Source organism: Streptomyces sioyaensis (genome assembly GCF_004122735.1).
Taxonomy (GTDB): domain Bacteria; phylum Actinomycetota; class Actinomycetes; order Streptomycetales; family Streptomycetaceae; genus Streptomyces; species Streptomyces sioyaensis.
Map to the genome: position 1 here is coordinate 40,380 of NZ_SDIF01000015.1, position 21,218 is coordinate 61,597.

At 72.0% G+C, this 21,218-nt stretch carries 7 protein-coding genes; all 7 read right to left on the reverse strand.

Annotated elements, in window-relative coordinates:
* Positions 1 to 20: 20 nt before the first annotated feature.
* The 7 genes from EST54_RS07935 to EST54_RS07965 all read right to left on the reverse strand — a co-directional run bounded on the left by EST54_RS07935 (position 21) and on the right by EST54_RS07965 (position 21,180).
* Positions 21 to 977, reverse strand: a complete 957-nt coding sequence (locus EST54_RS07935; RefSeq protein WP_129246460.1) for a phosphotransferase enzyme family protein — start codon at positions 975 to 977, stop codon at positions 21 to 23.
* Between the two features lie 193 nt (positions 978 to 1,170).
* Entirely contained in the window at positions 1,171 to 1,404 is a 234-nt protein-coding gene (locus tag EST54_RS07940) for a ferredoxin (RefSeq protein WP_129246462.1), read from the reverse strand.
* 44 nt (positions 1,405 to 1,448) lie between these two features.
* Positions 1,449 to 2,795 (reverse strand): crotonyl-CoA carboxylase/reductase, encoded by a 1,347-nt coding sequence (ccrA, locus tag EST54_RS07945; RefSeq protein ID WP_129246464.1) that lies wholly within the window; start codon positions 2,793 to 2,795, stop codon positions 1,449 to 1,451.
* Between the two features lie 64 nt (positions 2,796 to 2,859).
* Positions 2,860 to 4,575, reverse strand: a complete 1,716-nt coding sequence (locus tag EST54_RS07950) for a 3-hydroxyacyl-CoA dehydrogenase family protein (RefSeq protein WP_129246466.1) — start codon at positions 4,573 to 4,575, stop codon at positions 2,860 to 2,862.
* 483 nt (positions 4,576 to 5,058) lie between these two features.
* The gene (locus EST54_RS35830; RefSeq protein WP_307825526.1) at positions 5,059 to 10,506 is read right to left on the reverse strand and encodes a type I polyketide synthase; all 5,448 of its coding nucleotides are present in this window, start codon (positions 10,504 to 10,506) and stop codon (positions 5,059 to 5,061) included.
* Between the two features lie 64 nt (positions 10,507 to 10,570).
* Positions 10,571 to 15,532 (reverse strand): type I polyketide synthase, encoded by a 4,962-nt coding sequence (locus tag EST54_RS07960; protein WP_129246468.1) that lies wholly within the window; start codon positions 15,530 to 15,532, stop codon positions 10,571 to 10,573.
* A gap of 68 nt (positions 15,533 to 15,600) precedes the next feature.
* Entirely contained in the window at positions 15,601 to 21,180 is a 5,580-nt protein-coding gene (locus EST54_RS07965; protein ID WP_244942468.1) for a type I polyketide synthase, read from the reverse strand.
* Positions 21,181 to 21,218: the final 38 nt, after the last annotated feature.

The window sequence follows — 21,218 nt, forward strand, 5'->3', positions numbered from 1 at the left end:
CGGTCCGGATGCTGGGGTGCTCACTCGTACTGGCTCAGGAAGCGCTCGCCGTCCTGCTCGGCCGATGCGAGGTTCTTCCGTGCCCGGTCGAGGAGGTTCGCATTGCTGAGCTCGCCGATGTTCCCGATGTCATTGCCCACCCATGCGCGGCGGGCGTAGATCCAGGCCTCCGCGGCCGCACGGAACTTCAGGAGGGCTCCGAGGTGGGGAAGTTCCGACGGGGGCACCGGGGACTTCGCGATGTATCCCCGCAGCAGCGGGCCGACGTCCACGGACCTCTCCAGATAGCTGAGGGCGGTGGCGACATCGAAGAGGAGGGGGCCGTACATGACTTCGCCCCAGTCGAAGAGCCCCATCGAATCAGGCTTCACCCGGAACGTGTTCATGCTGGCATCGGCGTGCAGCAGGCCCACCGTGACCTTGCCGGCCACCGTCTCGTACGCCTCGCACATGGCCCGCTGGATCCATGGCTTGTCCTCAAGGAACGGCGCCTCGGCGACCATCATGACGTCCAGGTGGTCCCAGCTCAGGATGTCCGGCGGAGGAGGGGTGTCGACCAGCGCGGTATGGATGGCTCCCAGCGTCTCGCCGGCCCGGCGCATGTGCACAGGATCGTTCTCGTCGGCCCGCCCGCCGTCGAGGTGACGCAGCAGTGCCCAGCACCATTCACCGTGGTAGGCGGTGATCTCGCCCTGGGCGGTCGGCAGTGGCCCGCCGGCAGGAATGCCGTGCTCCTCGACCACCAGGGCGACCGTGAGGCCGCTGGTGAATTTCGGCCCCTGGGCGGCGGGCACACACTTGGCCACATACATGTCCGAGTCGGATCCGACCAGATACGTATAGGAGTGGAAGCCCAGGTCGACCGGATCGCGTTCCCATGGCAGGACCCGTAGATCGCTCCGTCCCCACAGGGAGAGCGGGATCTCGTCGATGAGCGGCTCGGCTGGTAGAGAACTGTTGGCTGCCAATGTCTTCATGCTCCGTACTCGGTGAGTGAGTATGTCTGTCGGAAACCGGAACTCGGACCACGTCGCGGGTGGTTCAGGATCCGCGCGCGGCCGTCCTCCGCCTCCCCCGCAGCGGTGCGGTGCCGTCACGTCGACATCGCGGTGAGGTCACCTCGACAAACGTGCCTGTCCGGCGCGCTGTCGGACACCCCCCTATGCCCCCTCAATCAGCCGCCGACCACCCGTCCGGGGGCTGGTGCAACAGTCGGATCGCCGCCGCGGGGCAGCCGGCCGCGGCCTCCTGCACCTTGTCGCGCAGCTCCGGGGCGGGGGAGTCGGTCAGCACGACGCCGACACCGTCCTTCTCCCGCTGATCGAACACCTCGGGGGCGGTCAGGGCGCACTGCCCCGAGGTGACGCACTTCGATTCGTCGAGGTGCACACGCGCAAACGCCATCTCTGTCTCCTTCTCGTCATGCGCGGCGGGCGCCAGGCTCGGCCTCAACTGCTCTGGCTGCTGAAGCGGTTGATGCCTGTCAGGTGGCGCGCTCGCAGCGCCTCGTCCTGGACGCCGAGACCCTCCGCGGGCGCCAGGCCCAGCACCCCGACCTTGCCGGCGTGCTGATTGCGGTGCACGGCTTGCGTGGCGATGCCGACGTCGGACAGCGGGTACACCGTGGACAGGGTCGGATGGACCATCCCCCTGGCGATGAGACGGTTGGCCGCCCAGGCCTCCCGGTAGTTGGCGAAGTGGCTGCCGACGATGCGCTTGAGCGACATCCACAGATAGCGGTTGTCGTACTCGTGCCGGAACCCGGACGTCGAGGCGCAGGTGACCACGGTGCCGCCGCGCCGCGCCACGTACACACTGGCGGCGAAGGTCTCCCGGCCGGGGTGCTCGAAGACGATGTCCGGGTCCTCACCCCCGGTCAGCTCCCGGATGTGGGAGCCCAGGCGCTTCCACTCCTTGGGGTCAGCCGTGGATTCGTCCTTCCAGAACCGGTACCCCTCCTTCGCCCGGTCGATCACCAGCTCGGCGCCCAGGGACCGGACGAGTCGGGCCTTGTGCTCTCCGGACACGACGCACACCGGAGTCGCGCCGCCGTTGAGCGCGAGCTGCGTGGCGTACGAGCCGAGGCCGCCCGCCGCGCCCCAGACGAGCACCACGTCGCCCTGCTTCATCTGCCCGCCGTTGCGCGAGACGAGCTGCCGGTAGGCGGTGGAGTTGACCAGTCCGGAGGCGGCGGCCTCCTCCCACGTGAGGTGCTTGGGCATCGGCATGAGCTGGTTGGACTTGACGAGGGACAGCTCGGCGAGCCCGCCGAAGTTGGTCTCGAACCCCCAGATGCGCTGTTCCGGGTCGAGCATGGTGTCGTCGTGCCCGTCCGGGGACTGCAGGTCGACGGACAGGCAGTGCGCCACGACCCGGTCGCCCGGCTTCCAGCGGTGCACGCCGGGCCCGGTACGCAGCACGATGCCCGCCAGGTCGGAACCCACCACGTGGTACGGCTGATCGTGCCGCTGCGCGCCGGGTTCGTTGGACCGCGCGTACCGCTGCAGGAAACCGAAGGTCGGCATCGGCTCGAAGATGGAGGTCCACACGGTGTTGTAGTTGATGGAGCTGGCCATCACCGCGATGAGGGCCTCGCCGGGAGCGGGCTCGGGAGTCGGCACCTCACGCACGCGCAGGGACTTCGCGGGCTCCTTGTCGGCGGTCGCCATGCCCTGGAACATCTCCGCCTCGTCCCGCAGGACGACGGCACCGCGGTAGGACTCCGGGACCGGCAAGGCGGCGAAATCCGCACCGACCGCATCTTCCGACAAGGCAGCGCTGACGATCTCCCGCATGAGGTTTCCTCCAAAAGTACGGTGTTTCACTGGTGTCGCTGACGGACGCGAAGTGCGAACCGGCTCAGAGCCCGTGGTTCCGCAGTCCCTTGCCCCGCTTGCGGCCCAGGTGGCCGGCCTCCACGAGCTGTTCAAGAGGGCGCGAGGGCAGGAGGCGTGGCTCCCGGAACGTGGTGTGCAGCGTGCGCAGGATGGCCACGGACACATCCAGACCGATCACGTCCAGCAGCTGGACCGGGCCCATGGGATAGCCCTGCCCCAGGGTCATCACCGTGTCGATGTCCTCGGCGGTGAGGATCCCCTCGTCGAGCAGGGCCACCGCACTGTTCAGATAGGGGAACAGCAGCGCGTTCACGATGAACCCGCTGCGGTCCGCGCAGCCCACGGGACGCTTGCCGAGCGCGGAGGCGGTCGCGTGCGCCACCGCGAGCGTCTCGCGCGAGGTCAGCGCGGTCCGCACCACCTCCACGAGTTTCATCACCGGTGCCGGATTGAAGAAGTGCATCCCGACCACGGCCTCGGGCCGACTGGTCGCCATGGCACATTCGATGACCGGCAGACTCGATGTGGACGTCGCCAGCACGGTCTGCGCCCCGCACCCGGCGTCGAGTTCCCGGAACACCGTCCGCTTGACGCCGATGTCCTCCACGACCGCCTCGACCACCAGATCGCAGCCGGCGACCGCCTCCAGGCCGGACACACCGGTCAGCGACTCCATCGACGAGGTGAGCTGCTCCGGGGTCAGCCGGCCCCGCCGCACCGCCCGGTTCAGCGAGTTCTCCACGGCGGCGAGCGCCTCTTTGGCGCGGACCTCGCTGCGCGCCACGAGAGTCGTCGGGTACCCCGCCCGTGCGCAGGCCTCCGCGATGCCGGTGGCCATCGTCCCCGAACCCACGACACCGATACGCCGTACGGGGCGCGCCGTCGGCAGCTCGTCGCTCGGGTCCGCGGCACCGTCGGCGTCCGGGGCGCCGTAGTCGTAGAAGCCACGCCCGGCCTTCAGCCCGAGCAGGCCGGCGGCGACCATGTGCGTCAGGACGGGGGCGGGCAGGAACCGGCGGTCACCGGTGCGCTCGTAGAGGGCGTCCAGCGTGTCCCGTGCGACATCCAGCCCGATCGCGTCCAGGTGGGCCAGCGGCCCCCGCGGCAGCCCGCAGCCCAACTTCATGGCGGTGTCGATGCCGTCGCGTGAGGCGTAGCGCTGTTCGTACATCGTCGCGGCGTCGTTGAGATAGGCCATCGTCAGGGCCCCGCCGACGAATCCCGCGCGATCGGGCACCGACACCGGGACCTGCCCGAGGTGTCGTATCAGCGCTTGGACGTCCGTGAGTACGGACCCGTCCGTCAGGGGCGTACCCACGACCTCCACGGCGGTCGTCCGGTCCATCGGCCCCTGGGGGAACAGGTGCAGCCCCACCGTGCGACTGGGCCGCCCCGAGCCGAAGGCGATGTCGGTCACCGCCAGTCCGGTGGTCGTCGTCGCGAACACCGTGCCCGGGGCGCACGCGTTGTTCGCGTGACCGAGCACCTCGCACTTGGTCGTCATCCGCTCGGGTACCGCTTCGATCACCAGGTCCGCCGCCATGATGTCGGCCGGGCGCGAGGTGAGGTCGATGGTGCCCGGGCCGGTGTCGGCCAGCCGGGCACCGGCCCGGTCCAGAGCTGAGGCGTCGGTGTCGACGGCGATCACCCGGCGGCCGCTACGGGCGACCATGCTCGCGAGCGCCGACCCGGTGGTCCCGAGACCTGTCACCGCGATGGTGGAGAAGCGCTTAGCCATGCCGTTGAGTCCTTCGAGTCGTTTCATGGGCGGCCGGTGTGGGCGAGTGCGGGTGCCCTCGGTGACGAGACCGTTTCAGCGAGAGAATGCGCGCCGGTGCCGAGAATTTCGGTGGCGGTATCGGACCGTGGCCCCATTACCCACCACCTGTGCACAGGACGGGCACGGGTGAACGAGTGGAGGAGACATAGGCCTTACTCCCGGTTCCCTGCCTGGCGCCAAACAGTACGGACCGGGTCGTGGCGGAGATAACCCCTAGCTTCCCCTAGCCTTTCCTCCCTTTTCCCTTCCGGTGCGGGTCTTGGCACCGTGGCCCGCCCAGGCGCTCCCGCACAGCTCACCCGCCCCTTCGGGCCTCGCTCTGCGCTGCGACAACTCCCGTGCACCCGGCCTTGTTTGGCAGTCTGTCGATCAGTGCGGCACAGGAAGCCGGCCCCGTCGTCCATACGAGGGCGACGGGGCCGGATCGGGGCAGGGAGCCGGTCAGAGGGTGTCCAGCCAATCGTGGACCAGGGCCGCGGTGGCCTCGGCGTTCTCCGCCACGATCGTGCAGTGGTCGCCCGGGACCGTCGCGTCGGTGTGCGGCAGCGGCCAGTGCGTACGCCACTCCGCGGTGAGCGGCGGGAGCCCGGGATCGCCGGGGATGCACTCCTCGGGCCGGATGAACAGTGTCGGCGTGGAGACCGGCTGCGGACTCCAGCCGCGGAACATCCTGCGGTAGGTACCGAGCGCGGTGATCGTCGTGAAGTTCAGTTTGGTGAACCGCGACCGCCGCTCGTTCACCTCGTACGTCATCGCCTGGCGCAGCGCCACCGACATACCGTCGGGGAGATATGTGTCGAGCAGCACCAGCCCCTGGGCCGGTGTGCCGAGCGCTTCCATACGGGCCGCGACGCAGTGTGCGAGCCAGCCGCTCGACGAGTACCCCAGCAGTGCGAAGGGCGAGCCGGCCGCGCATTGCCTGGCCGACTCGGCCAGGACGTCGATGAGCACCTCGACGCTCTCGGCCAGTGGTTCGCCCTTCAGGAAGCCCGGCACGGTCACCATGCTCAGATCCCGCCGGTCACGGAAGAAGCTGGCCAGCCGGACGAACTGCAGGGTCTGCTCCACCGGCGCGAAGGGCGGGAAGCTGATGACCGCGGGCCCTTGACCGCCGGTGGCGAGCCGTACGAAGCGCGTGCCGCCCGGAGCCTCGGCGGCGTCGGAGAAGCGCGCACGCAGACCGGACGCGCTGCCCAGCAGGTCTTCGACCTCCTCCATCCGACCCCGCAGCGCGACCTTGCGGTAAATGGCGGCGAAGGACTCGTCCGCCCCGGAGGCCAGGTCCGCATGTTCCCCGCCCGTCTTCTGTGCCGTCCGGTCGCGTCCCGCGCCGTCGAGCTCGGCAGCCAGGAAGTCGCGTACGGCGGTCACCGTGGGGTGGTCGAAGACGAGCATCGCGGGCAGTGAGAGCCCGGTGGCGAGGCCCAGCTTGTTGCGCACCTGCACGGCGGAGAGCGAGTCGAAGCCGAGTTCCACCAGGGGCTGGTCCAGAGCGAGGGCGGACGGGTCCGGGTGACCGAGCACCTCGGCGAGAGTGGCGCGCACCAAGTCGTCCAGGAGGGTCCCCCGCTCGGCCGGCGACAGCCCGGCCAGCCTGCCCCGCAGGTCGTTCCGGTCTGCGGCGGAGGTGGTCGCCTCCTGCGGGCGCCGGGCCCGCACCTGCGGCAGCTCCTCCAGCAACGGGCGCCGACGAGCCGCGCCGTAGCCGGTCATGAAGAGGTCCCAGTCCATGTCGGCCACGACTGCCGTGAGCTCGTCGGCGTCGAGAACCCGTTCCAGCGAGGCGATCGCCTGGGACGCGGGCATCGGTATCAACCCGCGTCGCCGGTACTGCTGTTCGGCCTCGGGGGTGACCATGTGGGAGTCCGCCCACACGCCCCACGCGACGGACGTCGCGGTCAGCCCGCGGGCGCGGCGCATCCGGGCGAGGGCGTCGAGGTAGGCGTTGCCCGCGGCGTACCCGGCGTAGCGACCGCTGCCCCACACCCCGGAGACGGACGAGAAGAGGACGAACAGGTCGGTCTGCGCATCGCCGAACACCTCGTCGAGCACGGTGGCGCCGGTGATCTTGGCGGAGTAGACGGTCCGGAACTCCTCCAGAGTCATGTCCATGAGCGCGGTGTTCTGGCCGACGCCCGCGGCGTGGAAGACCGCGCGCACCGGTTCGCTCCTGGCTGCGAGTTCGGCCGCCAGGGAGGACATCCGTGCGTGGTCCGCGACGTCGGCCGCGACGACGCGGACCCGGGAGCCGGCCTTCTCCAGCTCCTCGACGAGTTCGGTGGCCCCGGGCGCGTCGGGCCCGCTGCGGGAGAGCAGGACGAAGGAGCACGTTGCGCGCTCAGCGAGCCAGCGGGCCACGTGCGCGCCGAGTGATCCGGTGCCGCCGGTGATCAGCACGGTGCCGGACGGGTTCCAGGCGCGGGTCGCGGGCAGGGCGGGGGCCTGCACCAGCCGGCGCAGCAGCACGCCGCTGTCCCGCAACGCCACCTGATCCTCGATCACGTCGCCCGCGAGGATGCCGGCGAGCCGGCCGATGGCGCGCTCGCCGAGCCGGACCGGCAGGTCGAGCAGTCCGCCCCAGCGGTCGGGGTGTTCGAGGCCGGCGACCAGGCCGAGCCCCCAGCACGCCCCCGCGTGGGCGCTGCGCGGCGCTTCGCCGTCGCTCGTGCCCACCCCGCCCTGGGTCAAGCACCACAGCCGGGCGCCCGTCCCCGCGTCGCCGAGTGCCTGAAGGAGGGTCAGGAGCGCGTCCGGGTGCTGGATCAGACTGACGACCCCGGCCAGCATGGGCGCGTCGGCGAGGGCGCCGGCCAGCGCTGCCTTCGCTTCCTCGCGGTCGGTCCCGGTCTCCACGATCACCGTGTCGGCGAGGATCCGCGTCAGGACACGCAGCGCCGCGGTGGTCTCCCCGGTGCCGTCGCCCGACTGCACCACCACCAGCCAGGTACCCGGAACCTGTGCGACGGACCGGGGCTCGGCCATCGGCTGCCAGACGATCCGGTAACGCCACGAGTCGAGCGTGCTCTGCCACCGGGCCTCACGATGCCACCGGGCCAGCGCCGGGAGAGCCGGGGCGAGTTCGGCCGGTGCGCCCAGGCTGGTGAGCGTCTGCTCGTCCTCCTGCTCGACGGCTGCCCAGAATCGCTCCTCCTGGCTGTTGCCGGACGCCGAACGGGCGCCGTTCGAGGCGGTGGGGGAGGCCGTGCCGCCGAGCCAGTACGTCTGCCGCTGGAAGGGGTACGTCGGCAGCGGCACCCGCCGTCCGGCGCCCAGCAGGGACGGCCAGTCCATCGCCACACCGTGGGTGTGTGCCGTGCCCGCGGCCTGGAGGAGGGTGAGCGCCTCGGGCGTGTCCCGGCGGGCGGTGGCCAGCGCGGGGCGGTCCGCGCCCAGCAGCGGGGTCAGTGCGGCGTCCGGGCCCAGTTCGAGAAAGAGGTCGACCGCGGGCATCTTCTGGACCGCGTCGGCGAAGCGGACGGCGTGGCGGGCGTGGTCGAGCCAGTACTCCGCGGACGCGTAGGACCGCGAGCTGTCGGCCGACGGGCTGACCGGGATGGACGGCTCGTGGAAGGTCAGCTCGCCGAGGACCGCCGCGAAGTCGTCGAGCATCGGCTCCATGAGCGGCGAGTGGAAGGCGTGGCTCACCCTCAGCCGGGAGGTACGGCGGCCCTGTTCCCGCCAGTAGTCCGCGATCCGCAGGACGGCTTCCTCGGCACCGGAGACCACGACCGCCTCCGGGCCGTTGACCGCGGCGATCGTAGCCGCGGGTTCCCCCGAGGCGAGGAGTTCGACCTCGACGTCGCTCGCGGCGATCGCGACCATGGCGCCGCCCTCCGGCAGCGCCTGCATCAACCGGCCCCGCGCCACCGCCATCCGCGCCGCGTCCGGCAACGACAGGACCCCCGCCACACACGCCGCGGCGATCTCCCCCACCGAATGCCCCGCCAGCACCGAGAACTCCACACCCCACGACTGCCACAACCGCGCCATCGCCACCTCGAACGCGAACAACGCCGGCTGCGCGAACTCCGTCCGCTCCAGCACCTCCGCAGGCCCCGACCACATCACCTCCCGCAACGACCGCCCCAACAACGGATCCACCACCGCACACACCTCGTCCAGCACGGCGGCGAACACCGGGAAACGCCCCGCCAACTCGCGCCCCATGCCCGGCCGCTGCGCACCCTGACCGGAGAAGAGACCCGCCACCCGCCCGGGGCCCGAGAGCACCGGGGTCACGGACGGCAGCGCGTCGAGCAGGGCTTCCCGGGTCTCGCCGACGACGACGGCGCGGTGTGCGAACACGGTCCGCGTGGTGGCCAACGACCAGGCCACATCGCACAGCTCGTCGGCGGGGCGGCGCAGCAGGTGGGCGCGCAGCGCCTCCGCCTGGTCCCGCACCGCCTGCTCCGAGCGGCCCGAGAGGAGCAGCGGGACCGGACCTTCCGGGGCCGCTTCGTGCACCTCCGGCTCGGCTTCGGCTTCGGCTTCTTCGAGGATGACGTGCGCGTTGGTGCCGCTGATCCCGAAGGAGGAGACCCCGGCCCGGCGCGGGCGCCCCTCGCTCTGCCACGGACGGGACTCGGTCAGCAGCTGGACGGCTCCCGCGCTCCAGTCCACCGCTGTGGTCGGGGTCGCCGCGTGCAGAGTCGGCGGCAGCGTGGTGTGCCGCATGGCCTGCACCGTCTTGATGACGCCCAGCACGCCTGACGCGGACTGGCTGTGCCCGATGTTCGACTTCAGTGAGCCCAGCCAGAGCGGCCTGTCGGGATCCCGGTCCCGGCCGTAGGTCGCCAGGAGCGCCTGGGCCTCGATCGGGTCACCCAGCGTCGTGCCGGTGCCGTGTGCCTCCACGGCGTCGATGTCCCGCGGTGCCAGTCGCGCGCCGGCCAGGGCGTCGAGGATGACGCGCTGCTGGGACGGGCCGTTCGGGGCGGTCAGGCCGTTGGACGCACCGTCCTGGTTGACCGCGGAACCGCGGATCACGGCGAGGACCTGGTGGCCGTTGCGGCGGGCGTCGGAGAGCCGCTCCAGGACAAGGACGCCGGAACCCTCGGCCCAGCCGGTACCGTCGGCGTCGTCGGAGAAGGACTTGCACCGGCCGTCGGCGGCCAGGCCACCCTGCTTGGTGAACTCGACGAACACACTCGGCGCCGCCATCACCGTCACTCCGCCGGCCAGCGACAGATCGCTCTCGCCACGGCGCAGCGACTGGACGGCGAGATGCAGCGCCACCAGCGAGGACGAACAGGCCGTATCGATGGTCAGGGCCGCTCCCTCCAGGCCGAGGGTGTAGGCGATGCGCCCGGAGACGAGGGAGGTGGTGACGCCGATGATGCTGTGGTCCTCGGCGTCGGTGTCCCGGTCGTCGGCGTACATGTTCCAGCCGTAGCCCTGTGTGCCGGCGCCGACATGGACCGAGGTGCGGCTGCCGCGGAGGTCGGCGGGGAGGATCCCGGCATCCTCAAGGGCCTCCCAGGTCGTTTCCAGCAGGAGCCGTTGCTGCGGGTCCATGCCGACCGCTTCACGCGGTGAGATGCCGAAGAACCCCGCGTCAAAAGCGCTCGCGTTGTACACGAAGCCGCCCTCCAGGACCCGGGTGGTGCCGGGCTGTTCGCCCAGCGGGTCGTAGAGCCGCTCGGTGTCCCAGCCGCGGTCGGTGGGAAAGGCTCCGATGGCGTCCGTGCCGGTGGAGACCAGTTCCCACAGCTCGGCCGGGTTGCTCGCGCCGCCGGGCAGCCGACAGCCCATCCCGACGATGGCGACCGGCTCGTTCTCCTCGGCCTCGTACGCGCTGATCCGCTTCTTGGCCTGGCGCAGCTCCGCGGTGAGCTCGGTCAGGAAATGCCGCATCCGTCCGTCGGCGGACGCGCTCTTGTCTTGGGGCACGGGAGAAGCCTTTCGTGGCGGTGCCTGTTCGGGACACACGGATGTCGGGCCGGGAGACGACGCGTCAGGAGATGCCGAACTCGCGGCCGAGGGCGTCGAGCATGTCGTCGTCGGAGGCGTCGGCGAGATTCGCGTCCGCCGCGTCCTCATCGGCGGACGGCCGGGCGGCGGACGGCCCGGTCTCCTTCCAGCGGGCGAGGATGCTCGACAGGCGCATGGTGATCCGAGCCCGGCCGACCGATCCCGCGTCCCAGCCGGCGAGAGCCGCTTCCAGACGGTCGAGCTCGCTCTCGGCGTTCACCGCCGGGTCGCCGTCGGCACCCTCCGGAAGCAGGAGTGCGAGCAGGAAGGCGGCGGCTTCGGCGGGTGTCGGGTGGTCGAACGCGAGGGTCACCGGAGTTCTGAGCCCCGTCTTGCCGTCCAGCCGCTTGCGCAGGCCGACCGAGGCGAGGGAGTCCAGCCCGAGGTCCCGGAAGGCGCGGTGGGGTTCGATGCGCTCGGCGTCGCTCCACCCCAGCTGCGCCGCCGCCTCGGTACGCACGAGATCGGTCATCGCCGTCAGCCGTTCCGCCGGTCCCCGAGCCAGCATCTCGCGGCGGAAGACCTCAGCCGGTACGGACTCCACCTGCGGCCCGGCCGCACCGCCCAGGGCGGCCCGCCGCACCTCCGCCAGGTCCTCGATCAGCGGACGGGGCCGAGCCGCGGTGTAGGTGGCGGCGAACGGCTCCCAGTCGACCTCGGCCACCGTCACCGCCACATCGTCGTTCGCGAGGGCGAGGTGGAGTGAGGCGATGCCGTCCTGCGGGCTCACCGGGACGAGGCCGATGCGACGCAGCAGCGGGGCCGTTTCGGCGTCCACCATGCCACCGTCGCCCCAGAACCCCCAGGCGACCGAGGTGCCGGCCGCGGCGCGGGCGCGGCGTTGCTCGACGAGGGCGTCCAGAGAGGCGTTGCCGGCGGCGTAGGCGCCGCTGCGGGAGCTGCCCCAGACCGCGGCGATCGAGGAGAACACGACGAACGCGTCCAGCGCGGTGTCGCCGAGGAGCTCGTCGAGCACCCGGGCCCCGTCGACCTTGGCCGAGACGACCTCCTGGAATTCGTCAACCGTCATGTCCTCCAGCGGGGTGCTCTGCGGGACACCGGCGGCGTGGAACACCGAGCGCAACGGCCCGAACTCCTCGGCGACGTCGCCCAGCACCCGCGCCATGGCAGCGTGGTCGGCGACATCGGCGGCGATGATCCGGACCGGCGTGCCCGTGTCCGCCAGTTCGGCCGCGAGCTCCGCCGCGCCGGGGGCGTCCGGGCCACGGCGGGAGATCAGGACCAGCGAGCAGCCGCCCTGCTCGGCGAGCCAGCGGGCCACCGCCCCTCCGATGGCCCCCGTCCCGCCCGTGATGAGCACCGTGCCGGACGGCTTCCACTCGCCCGGCGACGTGGCGGTGGCGGCGTGGGCGAGCCGCCGGGCCCAGACGCCGTTCGACCGGACGGCGAGCTGGTCCTCATCGTCGGCGGTCGCCAGCACTCCGGCGAGCAGCCCGGCGCTCCGGTCGTCCAGCGAGCCGGGCAGGTCCACCAGGCCGCCCCAGCGGTCCGGCCGTTCCAGCGCGACGACCCGGCCGAGCCCCCAGAGGGCCGCGCCGTGGGGATCGGCCGGCGGGTCGGACGGGCCGGTACTGACCGCGCCCGTCGTCAGACACCACAGGGGTGCGGTGACGTCCACGTCGCCGAGGGCCTGGACGAGTACGAGCAGCCGTTCGGCGTCCCGGCCGACGTAGGCCACGGCGTCGAACGGGTCCGCCCCGCCGAGCCGTTCGACGAGTTCGGCACGGTCCGCGCCGACCGAGGACAGCACCTCGGCCACCTCGAACAGCCGCGCCACCTCCTTGGTCCGGTCGTCGTCGCCCACCAGCAGCCAACGGCCCGGGACCTTGGCCGCGGACGGCGGTTCGGAGACGGCCCGCCAGGTGATCCGGTAGCGCAAGGAGTCCAGGCGCGACCGGCGACGCCCCTCGCGCCGCCAGCGGGCGAGCGCGGGCAGGACCTCGGCCATGCCCGCGTCCGTGCCGAGTTCGCCGGCCAGTTGCTCCAGGTCCTCGCGCTCCACGGCGTCCCAGAACCGGGCGTCGGTCTCCGTCACGGCGCCGACGGTGTCCGCGGCGGTGAGCCAGTAGTGCTCGTGCTGGAAGGCGTACGTCGGCAACGGCACCCGCTCGCCCGGCTCCAGGACGCGGGTCCAGTCCACCGGGAGGCCGTGCACGTAACCCTCCCCCAGGGAGAGCAGCATCTGCTCCGGGCCGCCCGAGTCGCGGCGCAGCGAGCCGAGGACCGTGCCGTCGGACTCGGCGGCCTTGAGAGTCTGGTTCGTGCCGACCGTCAACTGCGGGTGCGGGCTGGCCTCGACGAAGAAGCCGAACCCGTCGGCCACCATCGCCTCGGTGATGTCCAGGAACCGTACGGTCTCCCGCAGGTTCCGGTACCAGTACTCCGGGTCCAGCTCCCGGCCCGTGAGCCGGGTGCCGGTGACCGTCGAGTAGAAGGGCACGGCCGCCTCGCGCGGTTCGATCCCCTGGAGGGCGGCGACGAGTTCGTCGCGTACCGACTCGATTTCGGCCGAGTGCGCGGCGATGCCCGCGACGTCGACGCGCCGGGACCACACCCGGTCGGCCTGGCAGCCCTCCTGGAAATCGCGCAACGCCCCGGCCTCGCCCGAGACGACGACCGAATCCGCCCCGTTGACGGCGGCGATGGACAGCCTTCCTTCCCACGGCGTGATCCGGTCCGTGGCGGCCTGTGCGGAGAGCCCGACCGCCAGGGCACCACCACGGCCGGCGACCTTGGTCAGGAGCCTGGACCGGGTGACCACGATCCGAGCGGCGTCGGCCAGCGACAGCGCGCCCGAAATGTACGCGGCCGCGATCTCCCCCTGGGAGTGGCCGACGACGCCGTGGATGTCGATGCCGTAGGACTGCCAGAGTTTCGCCAGGGAGACCATGACCGCGAACAGCGCGGGCTGCAGGACGTCCACCTCGTCGAGGCGCTGTTCGTCGGCGCCGGTCACGACGCCGATCAGCGACCAGTCGACCATCTCGTCGATCACCCGGGCGCACTCGTGCAGCGACTCGGCGAACACCGGGGAGGACGCGAGCAGTTCGCGGGCCATGCCCGGCCACTGCGAGCCCTGGCCGGGGAACATCAGGGCCACCTTCCGGCTCGCCGTCACCGTGCCGGTGACGACGTTCCGCGGCAGGTCGAGTCCGTCCGCCAGGCACTGCAGGTCGGCCAGCAGAGCCGTACGGTCCGGGGCCACCACCGCGGCCCGGTGGTGCAGGTGCGCGCGGGTCGTGGCAAGCGACCAGGCGACGTCGGCCGGCTCCGCGTCGGGCGTGGCCAGCAGGTGCCGGCGGAGCCTGGCCGCCTGTGCGGCGAGACCGGCGGACGACCTGGCCGACAGGACGACGGGGACGGGACCCGGCGACGCGGCCGGTGCGGTGGATTCCGCTTCGGTGTCGCCGTCGGTGTCGGTGTCGGTGTCGGTGTCGGGCTCGGCGGTGCGGGCGTCGTATTCGAGGATGACGTGCGCGTTGGTGCCGCTCACACCGAACGCGGACACCGCGGCCCGGCGGGGCCGGTCGACCTCCGGCCAGGTCAGTGCCTCGCGGAGCAGTTCGACATGGCCGGCCGACCAGTCGACCTGGGTGGTCGGCCGGTCCACGTGCAGGGTTTTGGGCATGACCCCGTTCCGCAGCGCGAGGACGGTCTTGATGACCCCGGCGATGCCGGCGGCGGCCTGGGTGTGGCCGATGTTGGACTTCAGCGAGCCGAGCCGCAGCGGGCGGTCGGCGCCGCGGCCCTGGCCGTACGTCGCGAGCAGTGCCTGCGCCTCGATCGGGTCGCCGAGCGGGGTGCCGGTGCCGTGCGCCTCCACCATGTCCACCTGGTCGGCGGAGACCCTGGCGGCGGTGAGCGCGGCCTCGATCACCCGCTGCTGCGACGGGCCGTTCGGCGCCGTCAGGCCGTTCGACGCCCCGTCCTGGTTGAGGGCCGAGCCCCGGACGACGGCCAGTACCTGGTGGCCGTTGCGGCGGGCCGCGGAAAGCCGCTCCACGACGAGCACACCGCACCCCTCCGACCAGCTGGTGCCGTCCGCGTCGGCCGAGAACGCCTTGCAACGGCCGTCCCGGGCCAGCGCGCGCTGCTTGCTGAACTCCGTGAAGACCATCGGGGTGGCGATCACGGCCGCCCCGGCGACCAGGGCGAGGTCGCACTCGTCCCGGCGCAGCGACTCACCGGCCACATGGAGGGCGACCAGCCCCGCCGAGCAGGCGGTGTCGACGGTCATCGCCGGTCCTTCGAGACCGAAGAGGTACGAGATCCGTCCCGAGGCGACGGCCGGCGCACCGCCCGTCACGACGTGACCCTCGGCGTCGGCGGGGACCTCCGCGGACTGGGGGCCGTAGCCGAAGGGCGACAGCCCGACGTACACGCCGGTGGTGCTGCCCCGTAGCGAGGTCGGCGGGATTCCCGCGTGTTCCAGTGCCTCCCAGGAGGTTTCGAGCAGCAGCCGGTGCTGCGGGTCCATCGCCCGGGCCTCGCGCGGTGAGATCCCGAAGAACTCGGCGTCGAATCCGGCGGCGTCGTGCAGAATCCCGCTCTCCATGACGTAGCTCTTGCCGGGGCGGTCCGGGTCGGGATCGTAAAGGGTGTCCAGCGGCCAGCCCCGGTCGGCGGGCAGCGGGCCGATGGCGTCGACCTCGGCGGCCACCAGCTCCCACAGGTCCTGGGGCGACTGCACGCCCCCGGGGAAACGGCACCCCATGCCGACGATCGCGAGGGGTTCGGCGGCCCGTTCACGCTCGGTCCGCAGACGCTGCTTGGTCTGCCGCAGATCGGCGGTCACGCGCTTGAGGTAGTCGCGGTACTTCTCCTCGGTCGGTTGCGGGGACGCGGTGGACCCAGTGGATCCGGTGGACCCGGCGGACTCGCGGGAACCACCGGGTGCGTCGGACGCGGTGGGCTCAGTGGACACGGGTGGGCTCCTTGTGTGTTCGGTGGGAGACCGGAGGGCGGCCGGGCTCGAAGGGCGCGGAGCCGGGCTCACGCCAGGCCCAGCTCCCGGTCGGCGAGCGCGAAGATGTCGTCGTCCGTCTCCGCCTGGTCCGCGGCGTCCTCCGTGCTCTGTGCCCCGCCGTCGTCGAGCCGCCACAGCAGGGAGCGCAGTCGGGCGGTGACCTGGCTGCGTTCCAGGTCCCCCACGTCATGGGTGGTGAGCAGTGCCGTGAGGTGGTCGACGGCCTCGGCCACCGGGGACTTGCTCTCCTGCGACCCCATGCGGGTGAGCAGGTGGTGGGCGAGCGCCGACGGCGAGGGCAGATCGAACAGCAGGGTGGCCGGGAGTGGGAGACCGGTGGCGGAGGCGAGGCGGTTGCGCAGCTCCACAGCGGTGAGGGAGTCGAGCCCGAGGTCCTTGAACGGCTGTTCCTCGTCCATCGCCCCGTCCTGACGGAGGCCCAGCACGGCTGCCACGTTCTCGCGTACGACGTCCAGCAGCATCCGGCGGCGCTCGTCCTCCGACAGCTCCGACAGACTCGTCCGCAGCGCGGCCCCGGAGACCTTGCCGCTCTTCGCCGCGCGGGCCGGACCCGCGGGTGTGCGGACCACGTCGGCGAGCACCGACGGCAACGCTCCCGAGGTGGCGCGGTCCCTGAGCACGGGCAGGTCGAGACGGACGGGCAGGACCACGGGGCCGTACTCCCCGCTGATCGCCGCGTCGAACAACGCCAGTCCCTCGGCGGGGGACATCGTGACCAGTCCGGAGCGGTTCAGGCGGTCGACGTGCGTGGTGCCGATCTCGGCGGCCATGCCGGTGGTGTCGCTCCACAGCCCCCAGCCCAGCGAGAGCCCGGGGAGTCCCTCGGCGCGGCGGCGGTGGGCGACCGCGTCCAGGAAGGCGTTCGCGGCGGCGTAGTTGCCCTGGCCCGGACCGCCCAAGGTGCCTCCGACGGAGGAGTAGAGCACGAACGCGGCAAGATCCAGGTGACGTGTCAGCCGCTCCAGGACGACGGCGGCGTCGGCCTTCGGACGCAGTACCGTGTTCAGCCGCTCCGGTGTCAGATCCTCGATGAGACCGTCGTCCAGGACACCGGCCGTGTGGATCACCGCGGTGAGCGGATGGCCGGCGGGGAGCGAGCCGAGGAGTTCCCCGACGGCGGCGGAGTCGGCCATGTCGCACGCGGCGACCGTCACCTGCGCTCCCAGCTCGGTCAGTTCGGCGGCGAGTGCAGCGGCTCCGGGCGCCTGCGGACCACGTCGGCTGGTCAGCAGCAGATGCCGTACACCGTGCTCGACCACGAGATGACGGGCCAGCAGACTGCCCAGTCCTCCCGTACCGCCGGTGACCAGCACGGTTCCCATGCTGTCGAAGGGGGTGGGCCGCTCCGCGGCGGCGCGGGCCGGGGTCAGGCGGGGCACGTGGGCGACCCCACGGCGCACGGCCACCTGGGGTTCCTCGTGGGCGAGTACACCGGGCAGCACGGACCAGGACGCCGGATCGTCGTCGAGGTCGGCCACCAGGACCCGCCCCGGATGCTCGTTCTGCACGGTCCGGACGAGGCCCCAGGCGAGACTGCCCACTTCGTCGCTGAGGGGATGGTGGCCGGCGTCGGGCGTGACCGCGCCTCGGGTGAGCAGGAGGAGTCGGGACGCCTCGAAACGCGCATCGCCCAACCATGTGCGCACGAGGTCGAGGACGGTCGCGGCGTAGTCGTGCGCCCGCTCGACGAGGTCGGCGGAGTCTTCCGGCGGGCAGCCGGGGGAGTGGGGGAGGAAGCAGGGGACGAGGACCGCTTCGGGCACGGGTACGTCCGTGGCGTCGAGGGCGGCGGCGAGCGCCGGGAGACTCGTGCAGTGGCTCAGCTCGACGCCCTTGACCTCGTACCCGTCAGGCTCGGCGGCTCCGATCAGCGCCCAGGTCCGCGCCGCGGAGCCCTCCGTGCCCTCGGGCAGCTCCTTCACGGGCCACTCCACCGTGTACAGAGAGGTGGCGTCGGCGCCGGGGGTCCGCAACTGCTCCTGGGACACCGGACGGAGGGCGAGTTCACCGACGGTCGCCACGGGCCGGCCCGTACCGTCGGCCAGCTCCAGGCTGACGCTGCTCGGTCCCGTGCCCCGCACCCGTATGCGCAGCGCGTCGGCCCCCGAGGCGTGCAGCCGTACCCCGCTCCAGGAGAACGGCAGGTGCGCCTGGCCCGTGTGCAGGATCGCGCCGGGCAGGGCAAGGGAGTGCAGGGCAGCGTCCAGCAGCGCGGGGTGCAGCGTGAACCGCTCCACGTCGGACAGCAGGGGAAGGTCGATGTCGGCGTAGAAGTCCTCGCCGAGCCGCCATGCGGCCCGCAGTCCCCGGAACGACGGTCCGTAGTCGACGCCTCCCTCGGTCAGGCGGAGGTAGAGGTCGTCGACGGGGACGGGGACGGCCCCGGTCGGCGGCCAGGCTTCCGAAGAGGTGGCCGGCTCCTCCTCCTGCGGACCGGTGGCGAGCAGCCCGGTGGCGTGCCGCGTCCACGCAGCGTGCGGGTCGCCGTCCTGCGGCCGCGAGTGGATCGTGATCGCGCGCTGCCCGGAGTCCTGGGCCGCGCCGACCAGGACCTGCACGGAGCGGGCTCCCTGTTCGGGGAGGATCAGCGGGCTCTCCAGCGTGAGCTCCTCGACCTGGGTGCAGCCCGCGTGCCCGGCGGCGGTCAGGGCCATGTCCAGCAGCCCCGCGCCGGGCACCAGCACCACGCCCAGCACGGCGTGGTCGGCGAGCCAGGCATGGTCCCGCAGCGACAGGCTGCCGGTGAGGACGACACCATCCGTGCCCGGTAGCGCGGTCTGCGCCGGCAGGAGCGGATGGCCGATGCCGGTCAGGCTCGTGCCCGCGACATCGGTCTCCGCCACGCCGTCCAGCCAGTGGCGCTCCCGCTGGAAGGCGTAGGTGGGCAGGTCCGGCGATTCGACCGGCGTGGTCGCGGCGGGCCAGCGGACGGGGATGCCACGGGCGTGCAGCCGGGCCAGCGCCGTCAGGAACGTGGACGTCTCGTCGTGCTTGCGGCTGAGAGTGGGCACGAAAGCGGCTGTGTCCTGGTCGAGGATCTCGCCGCCGAGCGCCGTGAGTGCGGCGTCCGGGCCCAGTTCGACCACGGTGTCCACCTGCTCGCGGGCCAACGCCCGTACTCCGTCGGCGAACCGGACCGTGGCGCGGATGTGGTCCGCCCAATAGGCGGGGTCCGCGAGCCGGTCGTCGCCGGCCAGGTCCCCGGTCACGTTGGAGACGACGGGGATCGTCGCCGGCCGGAAGGTGACCGACGCCGCGATCCGGGCGAACTCGTCCAGAACCGGATCCATGAGCGGGGAGTGGAACGCGTGGCTCACGTCGAGGTACCGGGCGCGGCGGCCACGCCCGGCGAACTCCTTCTCCAGCTCGTGCACGGCCTCGGTGCGGCCCGAGACCACCACCGACTCGGGCCCGTTCACCGCGGCCACAGCCAAGCCACCGGCCTTCTCCGACAGCTCGGCGACCAACGGCAGCACCTCGTCCTCCGACGCCTGGATCGCGAGCATCCGTCCGTCCTCGGGCAGGGATTGCATCAGCCGCCCACGGGCCGCCACCAGCCGTGCCGCGTCCTGAAGGGAGAGCACCCCGGCCGCGTGGGCGGCGGACAGCTCGCCCACTGAATGCCCGATCAGCAGATCCGGGTGGACGCCGATCGACTGCATCAGGCGGAACAGCGCCGTCTCCACGGCGAACAGGGCCGGCTGTGCGTACGCCGTCGTCTTCAGCGCCTCGGCGGCGGGATCGTCAGCGAAGACCACCGACGCCAACGGGCGCTCCAGGTGCGGGTCCAGTGCCGCGCACGCCTCGTCGAACGCCTCGGCGTACGCGGGAAAGGTCTCGTACAGTCCGCGCCCCATGCCCGGGCGCTGGGCTCCCTGCCCGGTGAACGCGAAGGCGAGACCGCCCCCGGCCGCCGTCTCCAGACGTACGCCCGGCGCCGGCCGGTCCTCGCTCAGGGCCGACAGCCCGCTCAGCATGTCGTCATGGCCGGCGCCGGTGATCACCGCCGTGTGCTCGAACACCGACCGCCGCGTGGCCAGGGCCAGGCCCACCTGCTCCGGCGCCACATCCGGGTGTCCCGCGGCCCAGTCCCGCAATCGGGCCGCCTGAGCCCGCAGCGCCTGCCTGCCCCGCCCGGACACCACCCACGGCATGCCCGGGAGGCGGGGTGCTGGGGCAGCCGCATCTTCGGGAGCCTCTTGCGGGGCTTCTTCGAGGATGAGGTGGGCATTGGTGCCGCTGATCCCGAAGGCGGACACGCCCGCCCGGCGCGGCCGGCCCGCACGCGGCCAGTCCCGCCGCTGTGTCAGCAACCGCACCTCACCCGCCGACCAGTCCACCTCCGGCGTCGGCGCATCCACATGCAACGTCTGCGGCAGCACCCCGTGCCGCAACGCCATCACTGTCTTGATCACACCACCGACGCCCGCGGCAGCCTGCGCATGCCCGATGTTCGACTTCAACGACCCCAGCCACAAAGGCCGATCGGCGGGCCGGCCCTGGCCGTACGTCGCCAACAACGCCTGCGCCTCGATCGGATCACCCAGCCGCGTCCCCGTACCGTGCGCCTCCACCGCATCGACCTCATCGGCCGTCAGCCGGGCCGCGGTCAGTGCCCGCCGGATCACCCGTTGCTGCGACGGTCCGTTCGGTGCCGTCAGACCGTTCGAGGCGCCGTCCTGGTTGACCGCCGACCCGCGCACGACGGCGAGCACCTGGTGCCCGTGACGCCGCGCGTCCGACAGCCTCTCCAGTACGAGGACACCCACGCCCTCCGACCAGCCGGTGCCGTCCGCGTCCGCCGCGAAGGACCGGCACCTGCCGTCCGGGGACAGTCCGCGCTGGCGGCTGAACTCCACGAACATCACAGGGGTGTTGATGACCGTCGCCCCTCCTGCCAGGGCCAGCGAGCACTCTTCGGCGCGCAGTGCCTGGACCGCGAGGTGCAGCGCCACCAGCGAGGACGAGCAGGCCGTGTCCACGCTGACGGCGGGGCCTTCGAGCCCGAGGGTGTAGGCGAGCCGGCCGGACACCACCGAGATGGCGTTACCGGTGCCGACGAATCCCTCGGCCTCCTGCCGGGACTTCTGCAGGTGGATGATGTGGTCCTGCATGCCCGTACCGATATAGACACCGGTGTCGCTCCCGCCGAGCGACGCCGGGGGGATTCCGGCGCGCTCCAACGCCTCCCAGCCGGTCTCCAGGACCAGCCGCTGCTGCGGGTCCATCGCGGCGGCTTCCCGCGGTGAAATCCCGAAGAACCCCGCGTCGAAATGGGTGGCGGTGTCGACGAACCCACCGCCGCGGGCGTACGTGGTACCGGGTGCCGTCGGATCGGGGTCGTAGAGGGTGTCGAGGTTCCAGGAACGGTCGGTGGGCAGATCTCCGATGACGTCGCGTCCCTCGGCGACCAACTGCCACAGATCCTCCGGCGAGAACACGCCGCCCGGGTACCGGCACCCCATCCCGACGATCGCGATCGGCTCGCGGGACGCCTCCTCCGTCGCCTGGAGCCGCACCCGGGTGTCGTGCAGGTCCGCGGTCACGCGCTTCAGGTAGTCCAGCAATTGTTCTTCGGATCGCATTTCGTGCTCATCTCTGGAATATGGGCCGACGACGGTTC